Annotated in this window: 14 protein-coding genes and 1 rRNA gene; 9 read left to right on the forward strand and 6 right to left on the reverse strand. The window is 65.7% G+C overall.

Annotated features, from left to right (window positions below):
- Window positions 1–132 precede the first annotated feature (132 nt).
- The 4 genes from Aple_RS46470 (at window position 133) to Aple_RS46485 (ending at window position 4,250) form a co-directional block, all read left to right on the forward strand.
- Entirely contained in the window at window positions 133–582 is a 450-nt protein-coding gene (locus Aple_RS46470; RefSeq protein ID WP_155351200.1) for an ATP-binding protein, read from the forward strand.
- A gap of 436 nt (window positions 583–1,018) precedes the next feature.
- Window positions 1,019–1,693: a phosphoribosylformylglycinamidine synthase subunit PurQ gene (purQ, locus tag Aple_RS46475; protein ID WP_155351209.1), complete on the forward strand. Its 675-nt coding sequence runs from the start codon at window positions 1,019–1,021 to the stop codon at window positions 1,691–1,693.
- Window positions 1,694–1,737: 44 nt separating this feature from the next.
- The gene (purL, locus tag Aple_RS46480) at window positions 1,738–3,939 is read left to right on the forward strand and encodes a phosphoribosylformylglycinamidine synthase subunit PurL (protein WP_155351210.1); all 2,202 of its coding nucleotides are present in this window, start codon (window positions 1,738–1,740) and stop codon (window positions 3,937–3,939) included.
- A gap of 17 nt (window positions 3,940–3,956) precedes the next feature.
- Window positions 3,957–4,250: a Dabb family protein gene (locus Aple_RS46485; RefSeq protein ID WP_155351201.1), complete on the forward strand. Its 294-nt coding sequence runs from the start codon at window positions 3,957–3,959 to the stop codon at window positions 4,248–4,250.
- 45 nt (window positions 4,251–4,295) lie between these two features.
- On the opposite strand, the gene Aple_RS46490 is transcribed toward Aple_RS46485, so the two are convergent.
- The gene (locus tag Aple_RS46490; RefSeq protein WP_155351202.1) at window positions 4,296–6,107 is read right to left on the reverse strand and encodes an acyl-CoA dehydrogenase; all 1,812 of its coding nucleotides are present in this window, start codon (window positions 6,105–6,107) and stop codon (window positions 4,296–4,298) included.
- 95 nt (window positions 6,108–6,202) lie between these two features.
- Here Aple_RS46490 and Aple_RS46495 point away from each other — a divergent pair, with 95 nt between their 5' ends.
- Together Aple_RS46495 and Aple_RS46500 are read left to right on the forward strand one after the other, a co-directional pair.
- Window positions 6,203–6,973 (forward strand): class I SAM-dependent methyltransferase, encoded by a 771-nt coding sequence (locus Aple_RS46495; RefSeq protein ID WP_246265394.1) that lies wholly within the window; start codon window positions 6,203–6,205, stop codon window positions 6,971–6,973.
- Window positions 6,974–7,072: 99 nt separating this feature from the next.
- Window positions 7,073–7,441 carry a VOC family protein gene (locus Aple_RS46500; protein WP_155351203.1) on the forward strand — a complete coding sequence of 123 codons (369 nt, stop codon included), beginning with the start codon at window positions 7,073–7,075 and terminating at the stop codon, window positions 7,439–7,441.
- 70 nt (window positions 7,442–7,511) lie between these two features.
- On the opposite strand, the gene Aple_RS46505 is transcribed toward Aple_RS46500, so the two are convergent.
- Complete coding sequence (locus Aple_RS46505; RefSeq protein ID WP_155351204.1) at window positions 7,512–7,961, reverse strand: hypothetical protein; 450 nt, start codon at window positions 7,959–7,961, stop codon at window positions 7,512–7,514.
- 155 nt (window positions 7,962–8,116) lie between these two features.
- Here Aple_RS46505 and Aple_RS46510 point away from each other — a divergent pair, with 155 nt between their 5' ends.
- Window positions 8,117–8,575, forward strand: coding sequence for a GNAT family N-acetyltransferase (locus Aple_RS46510; protein WP_155351205.1), 459 nt, complete (start codon window positions 8,117–8,119; stop codon window positions 8,573–8,575).
- Between the two features lie 54 nt (window positions 8,576–8,629).
- Here the strand turns inward: Aple_RS46510 and Aple_RS46515 are convergent, their stop codons facing one another.
- Window positions 8,630–10,687, reverse strand: a complete 2,058-nt coding sequence (locus tag Aple_RS46515) for a molybdopterin-containing oxidoreductase family protein (RefSeq protein ID WP_155351206.1) — start codon at window positions 10,685–10,687, stop codon at window positions 8,630–8,632.
- 36 nt (window positions 10,688–10,723) lie between these two features.
- Window positions 10,724–12,451, reverse strand: a complete 1,728-nt coding sequence (locus tag Aple_RS55275) for a M28 family peptidase (RefSeq protein WP_308805552.1) — start codon at window positions 12,449–12,451, stop codon at window positions 10,724–10,726.
- Between the two features lie 268 nt (window positions 12,452–12,719).
- Here Aple_RS55275 and Aple_RS46525 point away from each other — a divergent pair, with 268 nt between their 5' ends.
- A complete protein-coding gene (locus Aple_RS46525; protein ID WP_246265397.1) occupies window positions 12,720–15,125 on the forward strand; it encodes a lysylphosphatidylglycerol synthase transmembrane domain-containing protein in 2,406 nt (801 codons plus the stop codon).
- 349 nt (window positions 15,126–15,474) lie between these two features.
- On the opposite strand, the gene mgrA is transcribed toward Aple_RS46525, so the two are convergent.
- Both mgrA and Aple_RS46535 read right to left on the reverse strand, forming a co-directional pair.
- Complete coding sequence (gene mgrA, locus Aple_RS46530; protein WP_155351207.1) at window positions 15,475–16,500, reverse strand: L-glyceraldehyde 3-phosphate reductase; 1,026 nt, start codon at window positions 16,498–16,500, stop codon at window positions 15,475–15,477.
- Entirely contained in the window at window positions 16,497–18,551 is a 2,055-nt protein-coding gene (locus Aple_RS46535; RefSeq protein ID WP_246265399.1) for a S9 family peptidase, read from the reverse strand. Before Aple_RS46535 ends, mgrA begins: the two co-directional genes overlap by 4 nt.
- 665 nt (window positions 18,552–19,216) lie before the next feature.
- Here Aple_RS46535 and Aple_RS46540 point away from each other — a divergent pair.
- Window positions 19,217–19,306, forward strand: a 16S ribosomal RNA gene (locus tag Aple_RS46540); the annotation flags it as partial.

A 19,306-nucleotide genomic window follows, 5' to 3' on the forward strand; every position in this document is an offset into this window, starting at 1 on the left:
GCATTCGACCTCCCGTGAGGTTGGACTGTTACGCGTGAATGACAAGCGCGTGATTTTGATCGCGTAGTTGCGATTAGGCCTGGTGCTCTGGGGAAGCACGTCTTAGTGACCTACGTCGAAGGGAGGGCTCCGGTGGACATTGAGTTCTCGTTGGCTCTCCCGCGTGATGCGATCGGCATCCCGATGGTTCGTCGTGTGCTTGGGGATGCCCTGCGGTCGTTGGGCGTGACCGAGGAGTGCGTGTCGGACCTTTTGCTGGCTACTTCTGAGGCTTGTGCCAATGCGGTCAGACATGGGGGACCCGCGAACCGGTATCAGGTGCAGGCGGCTATCGATGACTGGCGTTGTGAACTGCGCATTATGGATCGAGGACATGGGCTGACCGCGATTCCGCAGCAGTATCCGTCGGGGGAGACGGAGAACGGCCGGGGAATCATGATCATGCAGTCCGTGGTGGACGAGATTTCTTTCGACATCACTCCAGGAAGCGGAACCACCGTCCGCCTGAGCAAGGAACTCGACTGGGACGAGGACGTGATCGCCCACCACATCTCCCGCGACCGCCAACTCGTCGCGGTCTGATCACCCCTCCTGTCCTAGAACTGACAATTTCGCCACGTTTGCCCCATTCGTCTCCCGCGACCGCCAACTTGTCATGGTCGCTCCATGCCATTTCTCGCGGGACTGACCGGCCGACCTGTCCAGGACCCGGCGACGCGCCGTGTCTGCCCCATTCATCTCGCGGGACTGCCAACTTGTCATGGTTGCTCCATGCCAGTGCGGGATGGCAACCCGTCGCGGGTCTGACCGGCCGACCTGTCCGGGGCCGGCAACTCGCCGTGTCTGCCCCGTCCATCTCGCTCGGGCCTCGGCAACTTGCCATGGTCTGGCCTGCTTTGTTGGGGGATGCCCTGGGCGTTGAGCTCGGTGAGCTTCCGATAGCCTGAGGCGTACCGCCGAAGACTGCCGACCACCGGAGTCGGTGGCTGCTGCGTGTGCGTTGGGAGGGCCGTAAGTGATGCGGGTGGGCGTCGTCACCTTTCCCGGGACACTCGATGATCAGGACGCGGCGCGAGCCGTGCTGCTGGCCGGAGCCGAGGCTGTGCCGTTGTGGCATGCGGACCATGACCTCAAGGGCGTGGACGCGGTCTTCCTGCCGGGCGGGTTCTCCTACGGGGATTACCTCAGATGCGGGGCGATCTCGCGGTTCGCTCCGCTGATGGAGGAGTTGATCCCGGCCGCGAAGGCGGGGCTGCCCGTGCTCGGCACCTGCAACGGCTTCCAGATCCTCTGCGAGGCACACCTGCTGCCGGGCGCGCTGACCAGGAACGCCGGGCTCCACTACCTGTGCCGCGACCAGGGCATCCGGGTCGAGAACAACGCCACCGCATGGACCGGGCAATTCACCGAAGACCAGGAGATCCTGCTCCCGATCAAGCACGGCGAAGGGCGATATGTCGCTGACGAAGCCACCCTGGCCGAACTGGAGCGCGACGGGCGGGTGGTCTTCCGCTACATCGGCGGCAACCCGAACGGTTCGCTTAACGACATAGCCGGAATCTGCAACGAAGCCGGAAACGTCGTCGGCCTGATGCCGCATCCCGAGCACGCCGTCGAGGAGTTGACGGGCGCGCCGAGCGTGGACGGCCGGGGCTTTTTCGCCTCCATCCTCAGGAAGCTGGTGACCGCGTGACCGTGGACAGCGTCAAGCGCGCATCCCAGTCTCCCGACGAGCGCATGCCGTACGCCGAGCTTGGCATGAAAGAGGATGAGTACCAGCGGGTCAAGGAGATTCTCGGCCGGCGGCCGACCGGGTCGGAGTTGGCGATCTATTCGGTGATGTGGAGCGAGCACTGCTCGTACAAGTCATCGAAGGTGCATTTGCGGCAGTTCGCCACCAAGGCCCCGGCGTCCGAGGCGTTGCTGGTGGGTATGGGGGAGAACGCGGGGGTTGTCGACATCGGCGACGGCTGGGCCGCCACGTTCAAGATCGAGTCGCATAATCACCCGTCCTATGTCGAACCCCATCAGGGTGCCGCCACCGGCGTTGGGGGCATCGTGCGCGACATCATGTCGATGGGCGCCCGCCCGATCGCGGTCATGGACTCGCTCCGGTTCGGCGGGCTCGACCAGCATGACACCCGCCGGGTGCTGCCGGGCGTGGTGGAGGGCATCAGCCACTACGGCAATTGCCTGGGTCTGCCAAACATCGGCGGCGAGGTCGTGTTCGACCCCTGCTACATAGGAAACCCGCTGGTCAACGCGCTCTGCGTCGGTCTGCTGAGGAAAGACCAGATCAAGCTGGCCACCGCACCGGGCCCGGGCAACAAGGTCGTGCTGTTCGGCGCGCGGACCGGGGCGGACGGCATCGGCGGCGCGTCGGTGCTCGCGTCGGCGACATTCGAGGACGAATCCCATGCCAAGCGGCCGGCCGTACAGGTCGGGGATCCGTTCATGGAGAAGCTGCTGATCGAATGCTGCCTGGAGCTCTACCAGGCCGACGTGGTCGTCGGGATCCAGGATCTCGGCGCGGCCGGGGTGTCGTGCGCGACCACCGAGCTGGCCGCCAAGGGCACCGGCGGCATGGCCGTGGACCTCAATCTCGTCCCGCTGCGCGATCCGACGCTGCGGCCGGAGGAGATCCTGATGAGCGAGTCCCAGGAACGCATGATGGCCGTCGTCACCCCAGCCGACATTTCCGCCTTTATGGCCATCTGCGAGAAGTGGGACGTGCCCGCCACCGTCATCGGCGAGGTCACCGATTCCGGGCGACTGGTGATGACCTGGGACGGCGAGGTCATCGTCGACATCCCCCCGGGAACCGCCGCCGACGAGGGCCCGGTCTACCAGCGGCCCTTCCACGAGCCCGCCGGCCAGGCCGCCCTCAACACCCACGTCGAGCTGGAACGCCCGGCCGACCTGCGCGCCACCCTGCTCCAGCTGCTCGGCTCCCCGAACCTCGCCTCCCGCGAGTGGGTGACCTCCCAGTACGACCGGTATGTCCGCGGCAACACCGTCCTCGCCCAACCCTCGGACGCGGGCGTGCTGCGCATCTCAGAGTCGATGCCCGGAGCCAGCGAGACAACCCGCGGCATCGCCCTCGCCACCGATGGAAACGGCCGTTACGCCAAGCTCGATCCGTACGCGGGGGCGCAGCTGGCGCTGGCCGAGGCGTACCGGAATGTGGCCGTGACCGGGGCGACCCCGCTGGCGGTGACCAACTGCCTCAACTTCGGCTCGCCCGAGGATCCCGAGGTGATGTGGCAGTTCGCCGAGGCCGTGCGCGGGCTCGCGGACGCCTGCAAGACCCTCGGCGTGCCGGTGACCGGCGGAAACGTCTCCTTCTACAACCAGACGGGTGCGGCGGCGATCCATCCGACGCCGGTCGTGGGCGTGCTCGGCGTGATCGAGGACGTGGCCCGGCGGGTGCCGTCCGGGTTCACCGCCGAGGGTCTGCGCGTGATTCTGCTAGGGGATACCGCCGACGAGTTCGGCGGTTCGGAGTGGGCGCATGTGGTGCACGGCCATCTGGGCGGGCTCCCGCCGCAGGTACGGCTGGAGCAGGAACGTGCCTTGGCGACCGTGCTCACCACGGCGGCCACGCGGGGATTGCTGGCGGGTTCGCATGATCTGTCCGACGGCGGCCTGGCCATCGCCCTGGCCGAGGCGTGCCTGCCCAAGGGCATCGGGGCGACGGTTTCGCTGCCCGGTGAGGACCCGTTCGTCGATCTGTTCAGCGAGTCGGCCGCGCGAGCGCTGGTGTGCGTCAAACCCCAGCATTTCGCCGCGCTGGCCGAGCTGTGCGCCAGGAACGAGGTGCCCTGCTACGGTCTGGGCGTCACCGGCGGCACATCACTCAACGTCGAGAACGTCTTCGAGATCCCGGTCGCCACGCTGCGGGAGACCCACGAAGCCACCCTGCCCGCAATCCTCGGATAAGTCCTGATAGGAGACACATGTTCCGGCACATCGTGCTGCTGACCTGGACTGAAGACGCCACTGCGGAGCAGAAGGCGGAAGTCGCCGCCCAGCTGGCCAAACTCCCGGGAGCCATCCCGGAGATCCGGCGCTACGAGATCGGCGTGGACGCGGGCGTCAACCAGGGCAACCACGAACTCGCGGTCGTCGCCGACTTCGACGACGTGGACGGATACCTCGTCTACCGTGACCATCCCGCTCACATCGCCGTGATCACGGACTACATGAAGCCGATCGTGGCCACCCGCGCCGCGCTGCAACACCAGCTCTGACGTCAGGGGAAGACCGCCGCGATGGAGCGGCGGTCTTCCCGCGGGTTAAAAGGCCGCTTCCGGAAGCTCCATCAGCTCCTGGCCGGTGGACATCAGCACCTGCCGCTCGGCCGCCAGCCTCGGCAGCACGGTCGTCGCGAAGAACGTCGCGGAAGCCACCTTCCCGGTGTAGAAGTCCCGATCCCGGTCCGAATCGCCGAGCGCGTTGAGGGCGATCTCCGCCTGACGCAGCAGCAGCCAGCCGAGAATCAGGTCGCCGAGCCCCATCAGGAAGCGGGTGGTGTTGAGGCCCACCTTGTAGACCTCCTTCGGCGTCTCCAGCGAGCTGATCGCCCAGCCGGCCATCGTGTCCGCCATCGCCTTGACGTCGTCGGCGGCCTGGTCCAGCAGCGCCCGCTCGACCTTCAGCCGCCCGTTCCCCGCCTGCGACCCGGCGAATGCCTTGATATCGGCCATCAGCGACCCGAGCGCGGCCCCCTGGTTCCGCAGCACCTTCCGGAAGAACAGGTCCAGGCCCTGGATCGCGGTCGTGCCCTCGTACAGGGAGTCGATCTTGGCGTCCCTGATGTACTGCTCGATCGGGTAGTCCTGCAGGAAGCCGGACCCGCCCAGCGTCTGGAGCGAACGGGTGAGCAGCTCGTAGGAACGCTCGGAGCCGACACCCTTGACGATCGGGAGCAGCAGGTCGTTCATGTCCTCCGCGTGGCGGTCCTGCGGGTTCAGCTGGATCGAGTCCTGGAATGTGGCGGTGTAGAGCACCAGGGCGCGCATGCCCTCGGCGTACGACTTCTGGAGCATGAGCTCACGCCGTACATCGGGATGAGCGATGACCGGCACCCTAGGCGCGGTCTTGTCCGCCATCTGGGTGAGATCGGCGCCCTGGATCCGGTTTTTGGCGTAATCGAGGGCGTTCAGGTAGCCGGTGGAGAGGGTGGCGATGGCCTTCGTGCCGACCATCATCCGGGCGTTCTCGATCACCAGGAACATCTGCTTGATGCCCTCGTGCACGTCCCCCACCAGGTAGCCGATGGCCGGGTGCCGCTCGCCGAAGGTGAGCTCGCAGGTCGTGGAGACCTTCAGGCCCATCTTCTTCTCGACATTGGTGACGTAGACGCCGTTGCGCTCGCCCAGCTCGCCGGTCTCCAGATCGACGAGGAACTTGGGCACCAGGAACAGCGACAGGCCCTTCGTGCCCGGGCCATGGCCCTCCGGCCGGGCCAGCACCAGGTGGAAGATGTTCTCCGCCATGTCATGCTCGGCGCTGGTGATGAACCGCTTGACCCCTTCGAGGTGCCAGGTCCCGTCTTCTTGCTTCGTGGCTTTTGTACGGCCTGCGCCGACATCGGATCCCGCGTCGGGTTCGGTGAGGACCATCGTGGCTCCCCAGCGCCGTTCCACCGCCAGCTCGGCGAACCGTTTCTGCTCCTCGGTGCCGAGCAGGTGGAGCAGCCGCGCGAACGAAGGGCCGCAGCCGAACATCCACACGGCCGGGTTGGCGCCCATGATCAGCTCGCCGGTCGCCCACTGGAGGCTCCGCGGCGCGGGAGTGCCGCCAAGCGCCTCCGGGAGCTCCATCCGCCACCATTCGGCGTCCATCCAGGCGTTGTAGGACTTCTTGAAGCTCTCCGGCATCGTCACGCTGTGCGTGGCGGGGTCGAACACCGGCGGATGCCGGTCACTGTCCTCAAATGACGCCGCGACCGGTCCCACGGCCAGCCGGTTGACTTCGTCAAGGATGCTCCGGGCGGTCTCTTCGTCGATGTCGGCGAAAGGGCCCTTACCAAGGATCTCCTTGCGCCCGAAGACCTCGAAGAGGTTGAACTCCAGATCTCGGACGTTGCTCTTGTAGTGGCCCATAACGAACTCCTACGGCTGGGGGTCTCCTACCGGTGAGTAACTCTACTGGAATGCTACCCGCCAGTAACACCCACTAAGCATGATTATCTTGCGTTATGGAGACGGATGAGCTGGCAAAACGGTGGAAGGCGGAGCTGGAATCGTGGGCGATTCCGCCGCGGATCCTGGCCCAAGCTCCGGTAGATCCCTGGACACACCGGGTCGAACGGTTCGCGAAACGAACCGACCGGCTGGTGGCCGAGCCGAAGGGTCCGACCTACGAGCGCTCCCGCGAGGCGTTGCCCTCGGGCGGCAGCGTGCTCGATGTCGGGGCGGGCACCGGCGCGGCGAGCCTGCGGCTGCGCCCGGCGAGGCTGGTCGCGGTCGATGAGAATCCCGGCATGCTCGCCGAACTCGCCCGGAGATCCCCGGACGCGACCACGATCCTCGGCCGCTGGCCAGACGTGGCAGATGAGACCGAAGTCACTGACGTGGCGATTTGTTCACATGTTGTCTTCAATGTCCCCGATATCGTGCCGTTCCTCACCGAACTGACCGGGCACGCCCGCAGCCGCGTCGTCCTCGAACTCCCCGAACTCCACCCGACCAGCTGGCTCAACCCGCTCTGGGCACATTTCCACGGCCTGGTACGCCCCACTCGCCCCACATCCGAGGACCTCGCCGGAATCGCCCGCTCTCTTGGGTACGACATCCGCCAGGAAACCCACCCCGCCCCCGACGCCCTCTACGAAACCCGTGAGGAGATGGCCGACGCAGCCTGCCGTCGTTTGTGCCTCGATCCGGGCCGGGCCGCAGAAGTCATCGCGGTGGCCGAGTGGCCGGTGCCTCGCCAGGCGTACGTGACGATGTGGTGGGACGTGAACTAGCGGGGTGATCAGGCTTGGTCGGGGTTTGGTGCTGAAATAACCTATTTGACGCTATTTCCGGTGGTGCGCTTGGGTGGGCGCATGATGGAGATTCATACCGTGACGATTGACTGCGCCAGGCCGTACGAGCTGGCCGAATGGTGGAGTACGGCGATCGGCTGGCCGATCGTGGACTCGGCGCCGGAAGACGACGAGATCCTGCTGGAGAGCCCGCAGGGTCCGCCGCATGTGCTGTTCATCAAGGTGCCGGAGGGCAAGACCGTCAAGAACCGTACGCATCTGGACGTGGCCAACAATGACGGGCGTACCCGGGATGAGGAGGTCGAGCGGTTGCTCAAGCTGGGGGCCACGATCCACGAGGACCACCGCCGGCCGGACGGGACGGGCTGGGTGACCCTGCTCGACCCGGAAGGCAACGAGTTCTGCGTCTGCCGCAGCGAAGCCGAACGTTCCGGGTCGTTCATCTGACGGCTCTGGTGGGCTAGCGGGTCTTGCTGGACTTAACGGGTATTGCTGGACTTAACCGGCCTTCTTCGGCTTAGTCGCTCTTCTTGGCGCGGCCGCGCATCGAGAGAGTGAGCAGGGCCGTGATCAGGTAGATCATGGCGCCGCCCCAGGCCGCGTCCCAGGCGGCCCCGAAGACGCCCTCGCGGTCGAGGATGAGCTGGACCGGGTACATCAAGATCGCTGAACCGGCGGCAGGGTACAGGGCGAAACGCCAGGGGTGCCGCAGTGACCAGCGCCGTGCCTGCTGGGTGACCCGGTCGCCGACGTCCGGCTTGGAGATCGCGCCGATTCCCGCCACCAGCGAGAAGAGGGTGATACCCACGCAGAGCGCCCAGCTCAGGTCGGCCGATCCGGTGACCAGCCCCAGCAGCAGGCTGGTCGTCGCGACGGCGCCTCCCGTCACGGCCGCGGCCTTCCACGGAGCACCGCGGAGCGCGGCCCCCGCCAGCGACATTTCATCGCGTCGTGTGAGTTCGTTCATATCTACAGCGTGCCTTCTGGGCTGCTTTCTTCACATCGGGGAAGTCCCTGAGCGGCCCCTGACCCTGCTCGGGCGTGCTGTTTCGCATGATCGCCCCGGAGAGGGGACACCTCCCCCGGGAGCTGACCTGCTCTTGTTCGGGCATGCTGGTCCGCATGACCGCCCTAACTTTCCGTCTCGCGCGTCGCGAAGACGTGCCGCTTGTTGTCGGTTTGCTGAATGACGACTCGATTGCGCGCTCACGCGGCGTTGCTCCGGACATCGGGCTGGGGCACTGGGCGGCCTTCGACGCCATCGACGCCGACCCGAACAACGAGCTCGTCGTCGCGGAGATCGATGGCGAGGTCGTCGGTACTTTTCAGCTGACCTTTATCCCTGGTCTCTCCAGGAACGGCGGTGAACGCGCCCAAATAGAGGCGGTTCGCGTCGCGGAGCCGTATCGAAATCAGGGCATTGGCCGTGCCATGGTGGCCTGGTCGATCGATCGGGCCAAGCTCCGAGGTTGCGCCCTGGTCCAGCTGACCAGCGACAAACGCCGCACGGAAGCCCACCGCTTCTACGGTTCGCTGGGCTTCACCGCCTCACACGAAGGCTTCAAGCTCCAACTGTCGTAACGGTGGTGCGTGGAGCTTCGGGCAGCTGTATCGCGATTTATCAGGAGTCGGCTGTCATGTGCGGCTACTTCTGTCATGTGCGGCTTCGGCGGGCGTGGCGGAGTTGGCGGGCGCGATCTCTACCCAGTTGTCGTGGTAAAGCGGGCCTCGGGCCATGTCGGCGTCGGCCTCTTCGATGAGGGCGTTGGGGTTGGCGCCGCCGGGGGAGAGCTTGAGCCAGCGGCCCTTCGTGATGGCCGCGACCCCCGGGCGGACCTTGTCGGTTATTTCAACTTTCGCGGTGAGTTCGCCGTGGGGGTTGAAGATTCGGGCCAGCTGGCCGGTGGTCAGGCCGCGGGTCGCGGCGTCGCCGGGGTTGACCAGGACGGTCGGGTCCTTCGAGCGGCGGAGGAGCTCCGGGTTGTTGGCGAAGATCGTGTTGAGGAAGGTGTGGGAGGCGGGGGTGATCAGCGTGAGCCGGGTGGAGGGCTCGCTGGCCGTCCGGGATGGCACGTAGGTGGCGACCCGGGAGTGGCCTGCCGCCGCGGCCCTGTCGGAGGTGAATTCGAGCCTGCCGCTCGGGGTGGGGAAACCCTCGGTGAACGGGACGAAGGGGGTGGCCACCTCGAACCGGGCCCAGCCGTCCTTGCGGATCTGGTCCAGATTGACGGCGGAAGTTCCGGCAAGCAGCTGTTCGGCCAGTTCGAGGTCGGAGTCGTACAGGGAGGGTTCGGTCAGGTCCATCGCGCGGGCCAGGCGGCGGAAGGTCTCCGTGGTGGACAGGCACTCGCCCGGGGGCTCGACGGCGGGTTCGTTCCACACCAGATACATGTGACCGTAGCCGGAATGAAGATCGATGTGCTCGGTCTGCATGGTGGCGGGGAGGACGATATCGGCGTAATCGACGGTGTCAGTGGGGAACTGTTCCATCACCACGGTGAACAGGTCCTCGCGGAGCAACCGCTGCCGGATGCGGTTCTGGTCAGGCGTGGAGCCCATCGGGTTCGCCGCGTACACCCACAGGCATTTGACCGATTCGTCCAGCTCGTCGGCTGGGCGGGTCATGGTGAGGCTGCGTACCGGTCCGGGAAGCAGGTCCTCGCGGGGGTCGACGGTGAGGGGCACGTACGCGGAGGTGGAGTACGCCACGCCGCCGCCCGGATAACGCCAATCGCCCGTGACACCCGGAATGCAGGCGATCAGGCGCATCGCCGAGCCGCCGCCTTTATGGCGTTGCAGGCCCATCGTGGCGCGGATGCCCGTTGGGCGGGTATGCGCAAGCCGTACGCCAAGAGAACGGATGTCGGCTTCGGGCAACCCAGTGAGCTCAGCCACCCGACTCGGCGGATATTTCAGGATTTCTGCCTTGAATTCATCCCAGCCGAGCGTGTGGTTCTCCAGGTAGTCGCGATCTTCCGCACCCTCCTCCAGCACGACATAGAGCAGGCCGAGGGCGAGCGCACCATCGGTGCCCGGCCGGATGGGCAGATGCTCGTCGGCCTGTTCCGCCGTCCGGGTGCGGATCGGGTCGATGGCGACCACATGTGCCCCGGCCGCGCGGGCATCCTGGATGAACTTCCACAAATGATGCCCGCTGGTCAGCGTGTTCGTGCCCCAGAGCAGGATCAACCGGGACAGCGCAAACGTCTCCGGGTCCATCCCGCCCGCGGTCCCGTTCGTGTAGCGCAGTCCGTCTCGTCCGGCTCGGGAGCAGATGTTCAGATCGTGCTGAGACGCACCCAGCACATTCCAGAACCGCCGCCCGGCCTCTCCGGTCTCACCCTGGATGTACCCGAGCGTCCCCGTCCCCTGATACGGCCAGATGGCCTCGCCGCCGTGCTCATCGATGATCTCGGTCAGCCGAGCGGCGCACGTGGCCAGCGCCTCGTCCCAAGAGATCCGCTCGAACTGACCGGATCCCTTGGAACCGACCCGTTTCATGGGGTAAAGGATGCGATCCGCGGCCTTGGTGTGCTCCAGATACCGATTGACCTTCACGCACAGCGCCCCCCGCGTGAACGGATGATCACGGTTACCCCTGAGCTCGACCGCCTCCCCGTCCTGTACGGTCACCACCCACGAACACGTGTCAGGACAATCAAGAGGACAAGCCCCCAAAACCCGCAGCTCCATGGGTCAACTGTACGAGCGCGCGCAATCCCGATCTCATCACCGGTCCCAGAACGCGTACGCGGCCACGGCGTGGGCGATGGCGTCGGCGTTCACGTCGAGCGCGACCAGGTGGATGTTCTTGATCGTGTCGCAGGCCAGGTGGTAGCAGGGATCGAGCGGTTTGTCGGGGATACCGCCGAACTGGGCTGCCTGCTCGGCAGTCTTCTGTGCGTCGGCCCCGGTGAACACGCCTCCGGCGGGGATCCCCGCCATGATGAAGGGGCCGTAGTCCGATCGGCCGGTGAAATCCACCCCGGTATGCGGCAGACCGCGACTGTCATAAAACGCCTGGAAGGTCCGTTCGATCTCATCCGAGCCACGCGGCCCCGGCCCTTCTCCGACGCGATCGGAGTCGTCCCCATCGAAAATCCCATAAATACTGTTAGGGGACGCGATCATGTCTAGATTCAGATATAGCCCGATATTTTCGCGTTCCTGCTGGGACAAGCTTTCTACATAGTGCTTGGATCCCAGCAGACCCAGCTCTTCCGCTCCCCACCAGACAAACCGCACGGCCCGATCCGGCTGAAACTGCCGCATCCGCAACGCCAATTCCAGGACCGCCGCACTGCCGGACCCGTTGTCGTTGATCCCCGGCCCTTCCTGCACGGAATCCAGATGCGCCCCCACCATGATCACTTCATCGGTACGACCCTGCGGGGTCTGTACGATGAGATTCCTGGTCACCCGCCGCTCGCTCATCGTCGAAGCGACAATCTCGGCATACCCCCGCAGATCGCCATCCTGCTTGCGGACACCAACCACCGGCACGCGAGCCTGCGGCCCAGTGAGCCCCCCTCGCATGTCGCCTTCACGATCGTTAACGATCACCACTCCGGCCGCGCCGGCGGCCACCGCCTTCTTGACCTTCAGATCAAGCATGCAAATTCCGCGAACGACCTTCGCCACCTCACCTGCCCGAAGAGCCGCATAATCCCTAACCCTGCAGCCATTCCCCACATCCCGAACAGGCCCTCTCACCCGCCCCGACCCCGAAAACCGCAGCGTAGTCACCTTGATCGCCGACCCTGCCTCCGGATCCGTGCCCGTCGCCGGTCTTCCGTTCGGGCTCAGACTCGTGCCCAGACTTCCTCCCTCTTGTGGACCCAAGCGTCCCTCCGGGTGTGCACCGAAAATTCCTCCCGGGCGTGTACCGAGGCTTCCGCTCGCTCGTGGACCCAAGCGTCCCCCCAGGTGTGGACCGAGGTTTCCCCCCGGGTGCGTACCGAGATCGCTGCCCGGGCGTGGAACCGAGCTCCCGCCTGGGCCCGCGGTCGTGTTCGTGCCCGGATCGAAGCGTCCGTCCCGGTCCGGTGCGGTGCCTGGCCCCCTGCCCTTGCGTGCGACCGAATGGCGATTGAAGGGTGATGAGAGGGGGCTGGTTGGGTATTTGACGGTCAGCTTTAGTTGGGCAGGGGCCAGTTCTTTGAAATACATGAACTCGAAGGGATCGGAGACGACCTGATAACCGGCGGCTGTCAACTGGCTTCGCACGTATTCGGCGGATTCGTCAAACCCAGACGTTCCAGCCGCTCGATTGCCCCCATTCCGATCCGCGATGTCCTGAAATATCCGGAGATGCCGGACGAGATTGCTCCTAGACACGGCATCGGCCAACTCAGAACCAGGGCTTCCCCCCGACGCGGCGTTCGCTGCGCTTATAGCGGGATTCATGGCATGAAGACCCATGGACAGAACGGCGGTGAAGAGCAGACGCATATACATCCTCCGAGGTCACGCGAACGCGACCGCCGATGTAGTGATCAACAAGAACTGATCAACTATGCCGCGCGGCCCCGTCCGGCGCCCGCCTCGACAGCGGCGAGTCGTCACTCAGTGGCAGAACGAGGTGATCTTCTCTCGCCTGATCACTTACCGCACCCGCTCCATAGAGTGGTAAGCAGTGGACACCAGGGCCACCTCACCGACGAGGGCCGATGCACATGACTTCGATTGTGGACACTAGTAATAAAGATCGCAGAGAATCACGGTGGTGAGGGGCATCAAGGAGAAGGACGAATCGGTGGGGGCTCCGGATCACGGAGTCGTCCTCGTCGTCGAGCCCTTGCTGCCCCAGCGCATCCGCCGCCCTTCGGATGCCATCCGCTTCCTTCTCACTCTGCTGTCCCTGGTCGCCGTCGTCCTGCTGGCCCTGGTAGCGCAAAGCACCCTCAACGGCCTCGAAAACGACGTCGCCGCCGGAACAGGACGCGCTCCCGCGTTCCTGTCCTCGGTCGCGGGCCTGCTCGGCGGCATCGCCGTCCTCGCGGTCCCCGTCGCGTTCGCCGTCGAACGGGTCTTCCACCGCGACGGCATGCGCATCGCCCAAGGCTTGATCGCCGCCATCCTGGCCCTCCTGCTGTCGTACGCGGTGGACGAGTGGCTCATCGCCGCAGGCCCCGCCGACCTCAACCAGCTGCTCACCGGCGGCCGCGACGTCGAACCCCTCAACACCGTCCTCACCCCCGCCATCGCGTACGCCACCGCCGTCCGCATGTCCCGCCGCCCGCAATGGCGCGCCCTGCTCTGGACGGCCCTCGCCCTCGACCTGTTCGCCCTGTTCACCGCCACCAAAGTCACCGCACTCGGCGCGATCGTCACCTACCTCGTCGGCCTCGCCGTCGGCTACGCCACCTTGTACGGCATCGGCAGCGCCAACACCCGCCCCCCGGGCAGCGCCGTCGTCACCGCCCTGCGCCGTCTCGGCTTCGGCCCGGTAAGCGCTCGCCGCATCGACGACGACACTTCCGGCAGCCGCCGTTACGTGGTCGGCCTGGCCGACCAGAGCCGCCTCGACGTCACCGTGCTCGACCGCGACCGCCAGGTGGCCGGCGTCATGTACCGCCTGTGGCGACGCCTCCGCCTGAACACCGAAACCCGCCGCCGGGCCATCCGCTCCCTCCGCGCCGAACTCGAACGCGAAGCCCTCATGGCCTACGCCGCGCAGGCCGCCGGCGCCAGCCTTCCCCGCCTCCTGGGCACCAGCGAGGTCGGCACCGAAGCGGCCCTCCTCGCGTACGAACACCTGGACAGCCGCCCGCTCGCCGACCTCGGCGACGACGAGATCGACGACGAACTCCTGGCCCAGACCTGGGAGCAGGTACGGCTCCTGCACGCCCACCGCCTGGCGCACCGCCACCTGACCGGGGAGAGCATCCACGTCGGCGCCGACGGCCGGATCGTCCTGGTGGACGCGCGCAGCGGCGAGATCGCCGCCGGTGACCTGCTGCTCCGCCTCGACATCGCGCAACTCCTGGCCTACCTGGCCCTGCGCGTCGGCCCCGAGCGTTCGGTCAAATCGGCGACGGCCGTGCTCGGCGCGGACATGCTCGCCTCCGCGATGCCCCTGCTGCAGCGAATCGCCCTCGCCCGCGCCACCCGAGCGGCCACGCGCAAGGACAAGGATCTGCTGCCCGCCATCCGCGACCACATCGTGGCGCTGAAACCGCAGGCCGAGGTCGAAGAGGTCCGCCTCGAACGTTTCCGCCCCCGGACCCTCGTCACGATCATCGCCAGCGCCCTCGCCGCCTACTTCCTGCTGTCCCAGCTCAGCCAGGTCAACCTGGTCACGGTCGTGACCAGCGCGAACTGGGCCTGGGGCGGAGTCGCTCTGGTCGCCGCCGCGGGCAGTTACGTGGCGGCCGCCGCGATGCTGCGGGGGTTCGTGCCAGAGCAGCTGCCCCTCGGCCAGACGGTGCTCGCCCAACTCGCCGGCTCCTTCGTCAAGCTGGTCGCGCCCGCGGCTGTCGGCGGCGTCGCGATCAACACCCGTTACCTGCAGAAACGTGGCGTCCCACCGGGTCCGGCGGTGGCCAGCGTGGGGGCCTCCCAGCTGGTCGGCCTGATCTCCCACATCCTGCTACTGCTGTTCTTCGGCTATCTGACCGGAACCCAGGCCGCGCCGTCCCTGACCCCGTCCCGGGGAGTCCTGGTCGTTCTGCTCGGCCTCGCCGTCATCATGGTCGTCATCCTGGCTGTCCGCCCCCTCCGCCGGATGCTCACCACCCGAATCAGGTCCCTGTTCTCCGGCGTCATTCCCCGCCTGCTGGACGTGCTGCAGTCCCCCCGCAAGATCGTGGAGGCCCTCAGCGGCACGCTCCTGCTCTCCCTGATGTTCATCGCCTGCCTCAGCGCCTGCGTCCGCGCCTTCGGCGGCGAAGTCAGCTTCGCCGCCGTCGCCGTCGTCTTCCTGGCCGGCAACGCCATCGGCTCCGCGGCCCCGACCCCCGGCGGCCTGGGCGCAGTAGAAGGAGCCCTCTCCATCGGCCTCACCGTCGCCGGCCTCCCCCCGACCGTCGCCACCTCCGCCGTCCTCCTCTTCCGCCTAATGACCTTCTGGCTCCCCGTCCTCCCCGGCTGGGCCTCCTTCACCTACCTCCAACGCCACAACGCCCTGTAACCCACTTCGGCCCAATGAAGAACATGCTTCACCGGGCCGAAGCGACCAACCGAAGACGATCAACTGCGCTCTTCAATTAGTGCTCGAGCCGCGCCAGAGGTGGATTCCTCGCCTCCACCAACTGGACTCTTCAGCCGGAGCGGCGCCAGAGGTCGACTACCGGCTCCAACCACGTGGGTGCGTCAGCCAGCGCTGAAGCCACGCCAAAGGGTCGAATTGCTGGCTTCGACCAGCTGGCCTCCTCAATTGGAGCGGCGCCAGAGACCGATGTCGGCTTCGACCAGCTGGGTTCGTCAACTGGTGCTGGAGCGGTACCAGAGGCCGAGTCGGCTTTGACCGATTGGGTTCGTCAACTGGTGCTGGAGCCGCGCCAGAGGTCGATGCCGGCCTCGACGGCGTCCTTGTCGATTGCGTCGAGTTCCTCGGCGCTGAAGTCGAGGCGCTTGACCGCGGAGAGGCTGTCGTCGAGCTGTCGGACGCTGCTCGCGCCGATCAGCACCGAGGTCACCCGCTTGTCGCGAAGGGCCCAGGCCAGTGCCATCTGGGCGAGCGTCTGGCCACGCTGCTTGGCGATCTCGTTCAAGGTGCGGACATGCCGGAGCGACTCATCGGTCAGCAGACCCGGGTCGAGCGACTTGCCCTGCGACGCCCGCGACCCCTCCGGAATACCGTTGAGGTACCGATCGGTCAGCATGCCCTGCGCCAACGGCGAGAACGCGATGCAACCGACACCCTCCGCCTCCAGCGTGTCCAGCAGGCCACCCTCGATCCACCGGTTGAGCATCGAATACGACGGCTGGTGGATCAGCAGCGGCGTGCCCATCTCCCGCAAGATCCGGGCGGCCTCCGCAGTACGCTCCGGCGAGTAAGACGAAATACCCGCATAGAGCGCCTTCCCCGAACGAACCGCGTGATCCAACGCCCCCATCGTCTCCTCAAGCGGCGTCTCAGGATCGAACCGGTGGCTGTAGAAGATGTCGACGTAGTCCACGCCCATCCGCGCCAGCGACTGGTCCAGGCTGGCCAGCAGATACTTCCTCGACCCGAACTCCCCATACGGCCCGGGCCACATGTCCCAGCCCGCCTTCGTGGAAAGCACGAGCTCATCCCGATACGGCCGGAAGTCCTCAGCGAAGATCCGCCCGAAGTTCGTCTCCGCCGACCCATACGGAGGCCCGTAGTTGTTGGCAAGATCGAAATGGGTCACACCACGGTCGAACGCCCGGCGCAGGATCGCACGCTGGCTGTCGAGCGGTTTGTCGTCGCCGAAGTTGTGCCAGAGCCCCAGCGAGACGGCAGGCAGCTTGAGACCACTCCGCCCAGTCCGGTGGTACGGCATGGGCCCGTAGCGGTCGCCAGCGGCAACATAGGTCATTGTGCTACTCCAACTCGGTCGAGGATCCAGGAAAGAGTGAACGCTTCCTCGTGCCAGGCGTCGTAGCGGCCACTACGCCCCCCGTGCCCGGCGCCCATCTCGGTCTTCAAAAGGAACGGCCCTCCCCGAGCCACCGCGCGAAGACGCGCGATCCACTTGGCGGGCTCGTGGTAGAAGACTCGAGTGTCGTTGAACGACGTGATCGCAAGGATCGGGGGGTAAACGCCATCGCGGACATTCTCATACGGCGAGTACGACTTCATGTACGCGTACACGTCCGCATTGTGCAGTGGATCGCCCCACTCGTCCCATTCGATCACGGTCAGCGGCAGCGACGGATCCAGGATCGTGTTCAACGCGTCCACGAACGGAACCTCGGCCACGATCGCCGTGAACTCCTCGGGAGCCAGGTTGGCCACCGCGCCCATCAGCAGCCCACCCGCCGACCCGCCCCGCGCGATGATCGGACCCGACCATTCACCCTTCAGATGCCGCGCGACGGCCACGAAGTCGGTGAAGGTGTTCTTCTTCCGGTTGAGCTTGCCGTCCTCATACCAGTGCCGGCCCATCTCCCCGCCACCGCGCACATGCGCGACCGCGAACGCGAACCCCCGATCCAGCAGTGACAGCCGGGCGACCGAGAAGTACGGATCGATCGAGTTCTCGTAGCTCCCGTAGCCATACAGAAGCGTGGGCGCGGGCCGCGGCGTGCCCTTCCTGATGACGAGCGAGATCGGGATCTTCGTGCCATCTTCGGCCGTGGCCCACTCACGGAACTGCTCGTAGTCCGCCGGGTCGTAACCGCCGAGCACCGGCCGCCGCTTCAACAGAATGAGCGTGTGACTCGGCAGATCGAAGTCATACACCGAGGGCGGGGTGACCATCGAGGTGTAGCCGAGCCGGAGCCGCGACGTGACGAACTCCGAGTTCCCCGAAGGCGCCACGTCATACAGCGGTTCCGGAAACTCGATCTCGTAAGGCTCCGCGCCTTCGGGCAGGATCCGCAGGCCCGTGAGCCCATCCCGGCGGAAGTGCACGACCAGGTGCGACTGGAAGGCGTCCACATCCAGCAGCCGGGTGTCCTCACGATGCGGGATCACGGCAGTCCAGACCGCAGGATCGTCAACCGGGGCGCTGGCCAACTCGAAGTTCGCGGCGCCCTGGTTGTGCAGCACGAGGAACCGGTCGTTCTGGTGGTCGACGTGATACTCGACACCGGTCTCCCGGGGGCGGATCACGGTGAACTCGCCCAGCGGGTTGTTCGCGTCCAGGACCCGAACCTCGCTAGTGATCTTGCTATGCGCTCCGAGGACCAGGAAGCGCTCGCTTCGCGAAAGTCCGATGCCGATCCAGAAGCGCTCGTCATCCTCTTGGAAGACCACGGGATCTGGATCTGCTGACCCCAGCGTGTGGCGGAACACCCGATTGGGTCGCCAAGCCTCGTCGACCATCGTGTAGAAGAACGCCGACCCGTCACCCGCCCAGGCGCCGCCATAGAAGATCCCGGGGATCTCGTCACCAAGTACTTCGCCGGTGCTCAGGCTCTTGAACCTGAGCGTGAACCTTTCATCCCCGGAGAAATCAGTGGAGTAGGCGAGCATCGTGCCATCGGGACTCACCGAGCTGGTGCCGATCGCGAAGAACGGACTATCCCCGGCCAACTCGTTGCCATCGAGCAGGATCTGCTCCCCGGGCAACGGCTCCCCGGGCGTCAACACCGGCGGATCGTCGCCGTCGGCCGCCACACGGCATTGAATGCCGTATTGCTTGCCTTCCTCGGTGCGCGAGTAATACCACCAGGCCCCCTTGCGCGTCGGCACGCTGAGGTCGGTCTCCAGCGTCCGGCCCTTGATCTCCTGGAAGATCGAATCTTGCAGCGGCTTCAGATGCGCGGTGGCCTCGTTGGTGTAGGCGTTCTCCGCCTCCAGGTAGGCGACCGTGTCCGGATCGTCCTTCTTGATGAGCCAGGCGTATTCGTCGATCACGGTGTCGCCGTGATGTGTGCGCTCGGCCGGAACCCTCTTCGCCGCTGGGGGCATGTCACTGCTCACCCGGACACTCTATGTCTGGCGGATCTGCCCGCACGGCGACTCCATGACGCCTGTGGATAACCCCTATCGCTGTGGACAGAGCCCTGGGGATCGCGCCGCTAATCGCGTCGTCCCTGGGTCGTCCCGGGCCCATCGTCCCGGGCCATCGTCCCGGGGTCGTCCCGGGGTCGTCCGGGTCATCGTCCGGCGTCTTCCCGGCGTTGTTCGTGCTGCCGCACTCGCGGAGGCTGCTAATGTTTTCTTGTCGGGATCGACCGGCGCAATCCAATCCCTCTCACTTCGGTGGCGGTTGTTGGTGTGCCAGATCGAGCACGACGATCCCTCAAAACATGGTGGTTCGGAAGATCGATTCGCAAGAGTCGATTCGGGCTGGTAAGTTAGAGGGGTTGCCCCGGATTCGGGGCAGTCCGAAGTCCCGCAAGATGATCAGATCGGTGTCAAGTCGGTTGATTTGACAGAGATCGGGAAGCTTGCGAAGATTGTGACACAGCGTGAACGACACCTCCGGTTGAGAATCCTTCGATTCGAAGGCTGGATGTTCGTGTGCGTTTCTTGAGAACTCAACAGTGTGCTAAAAGCCAGTGCATGATGCACAACCCCGTCATTTTTGACGGATTCCTTTGGTTGAACATTATGTTTCAGCTGGAGATCTTCTTTTCAAGCATTGTTTGGAGAGTTTGATCCTGGCTCAGGACGAACGCTGGCGGCGTGCTTAACACATGCAAGTCGAGCGGAAAGGCCCTTCGGGGTACTCG

Source organism: Acrocarpospora pleiomorpha, assembly GCF_009687885.1.
Taxonomy (GTDB): domain Bacteria; phylum Actinomycetota; class Actinomycetes; order Streptosporangiales; family Streptosporangiaceae; genus Acrocarpospora; species Acrocarpospora pleiomorpha.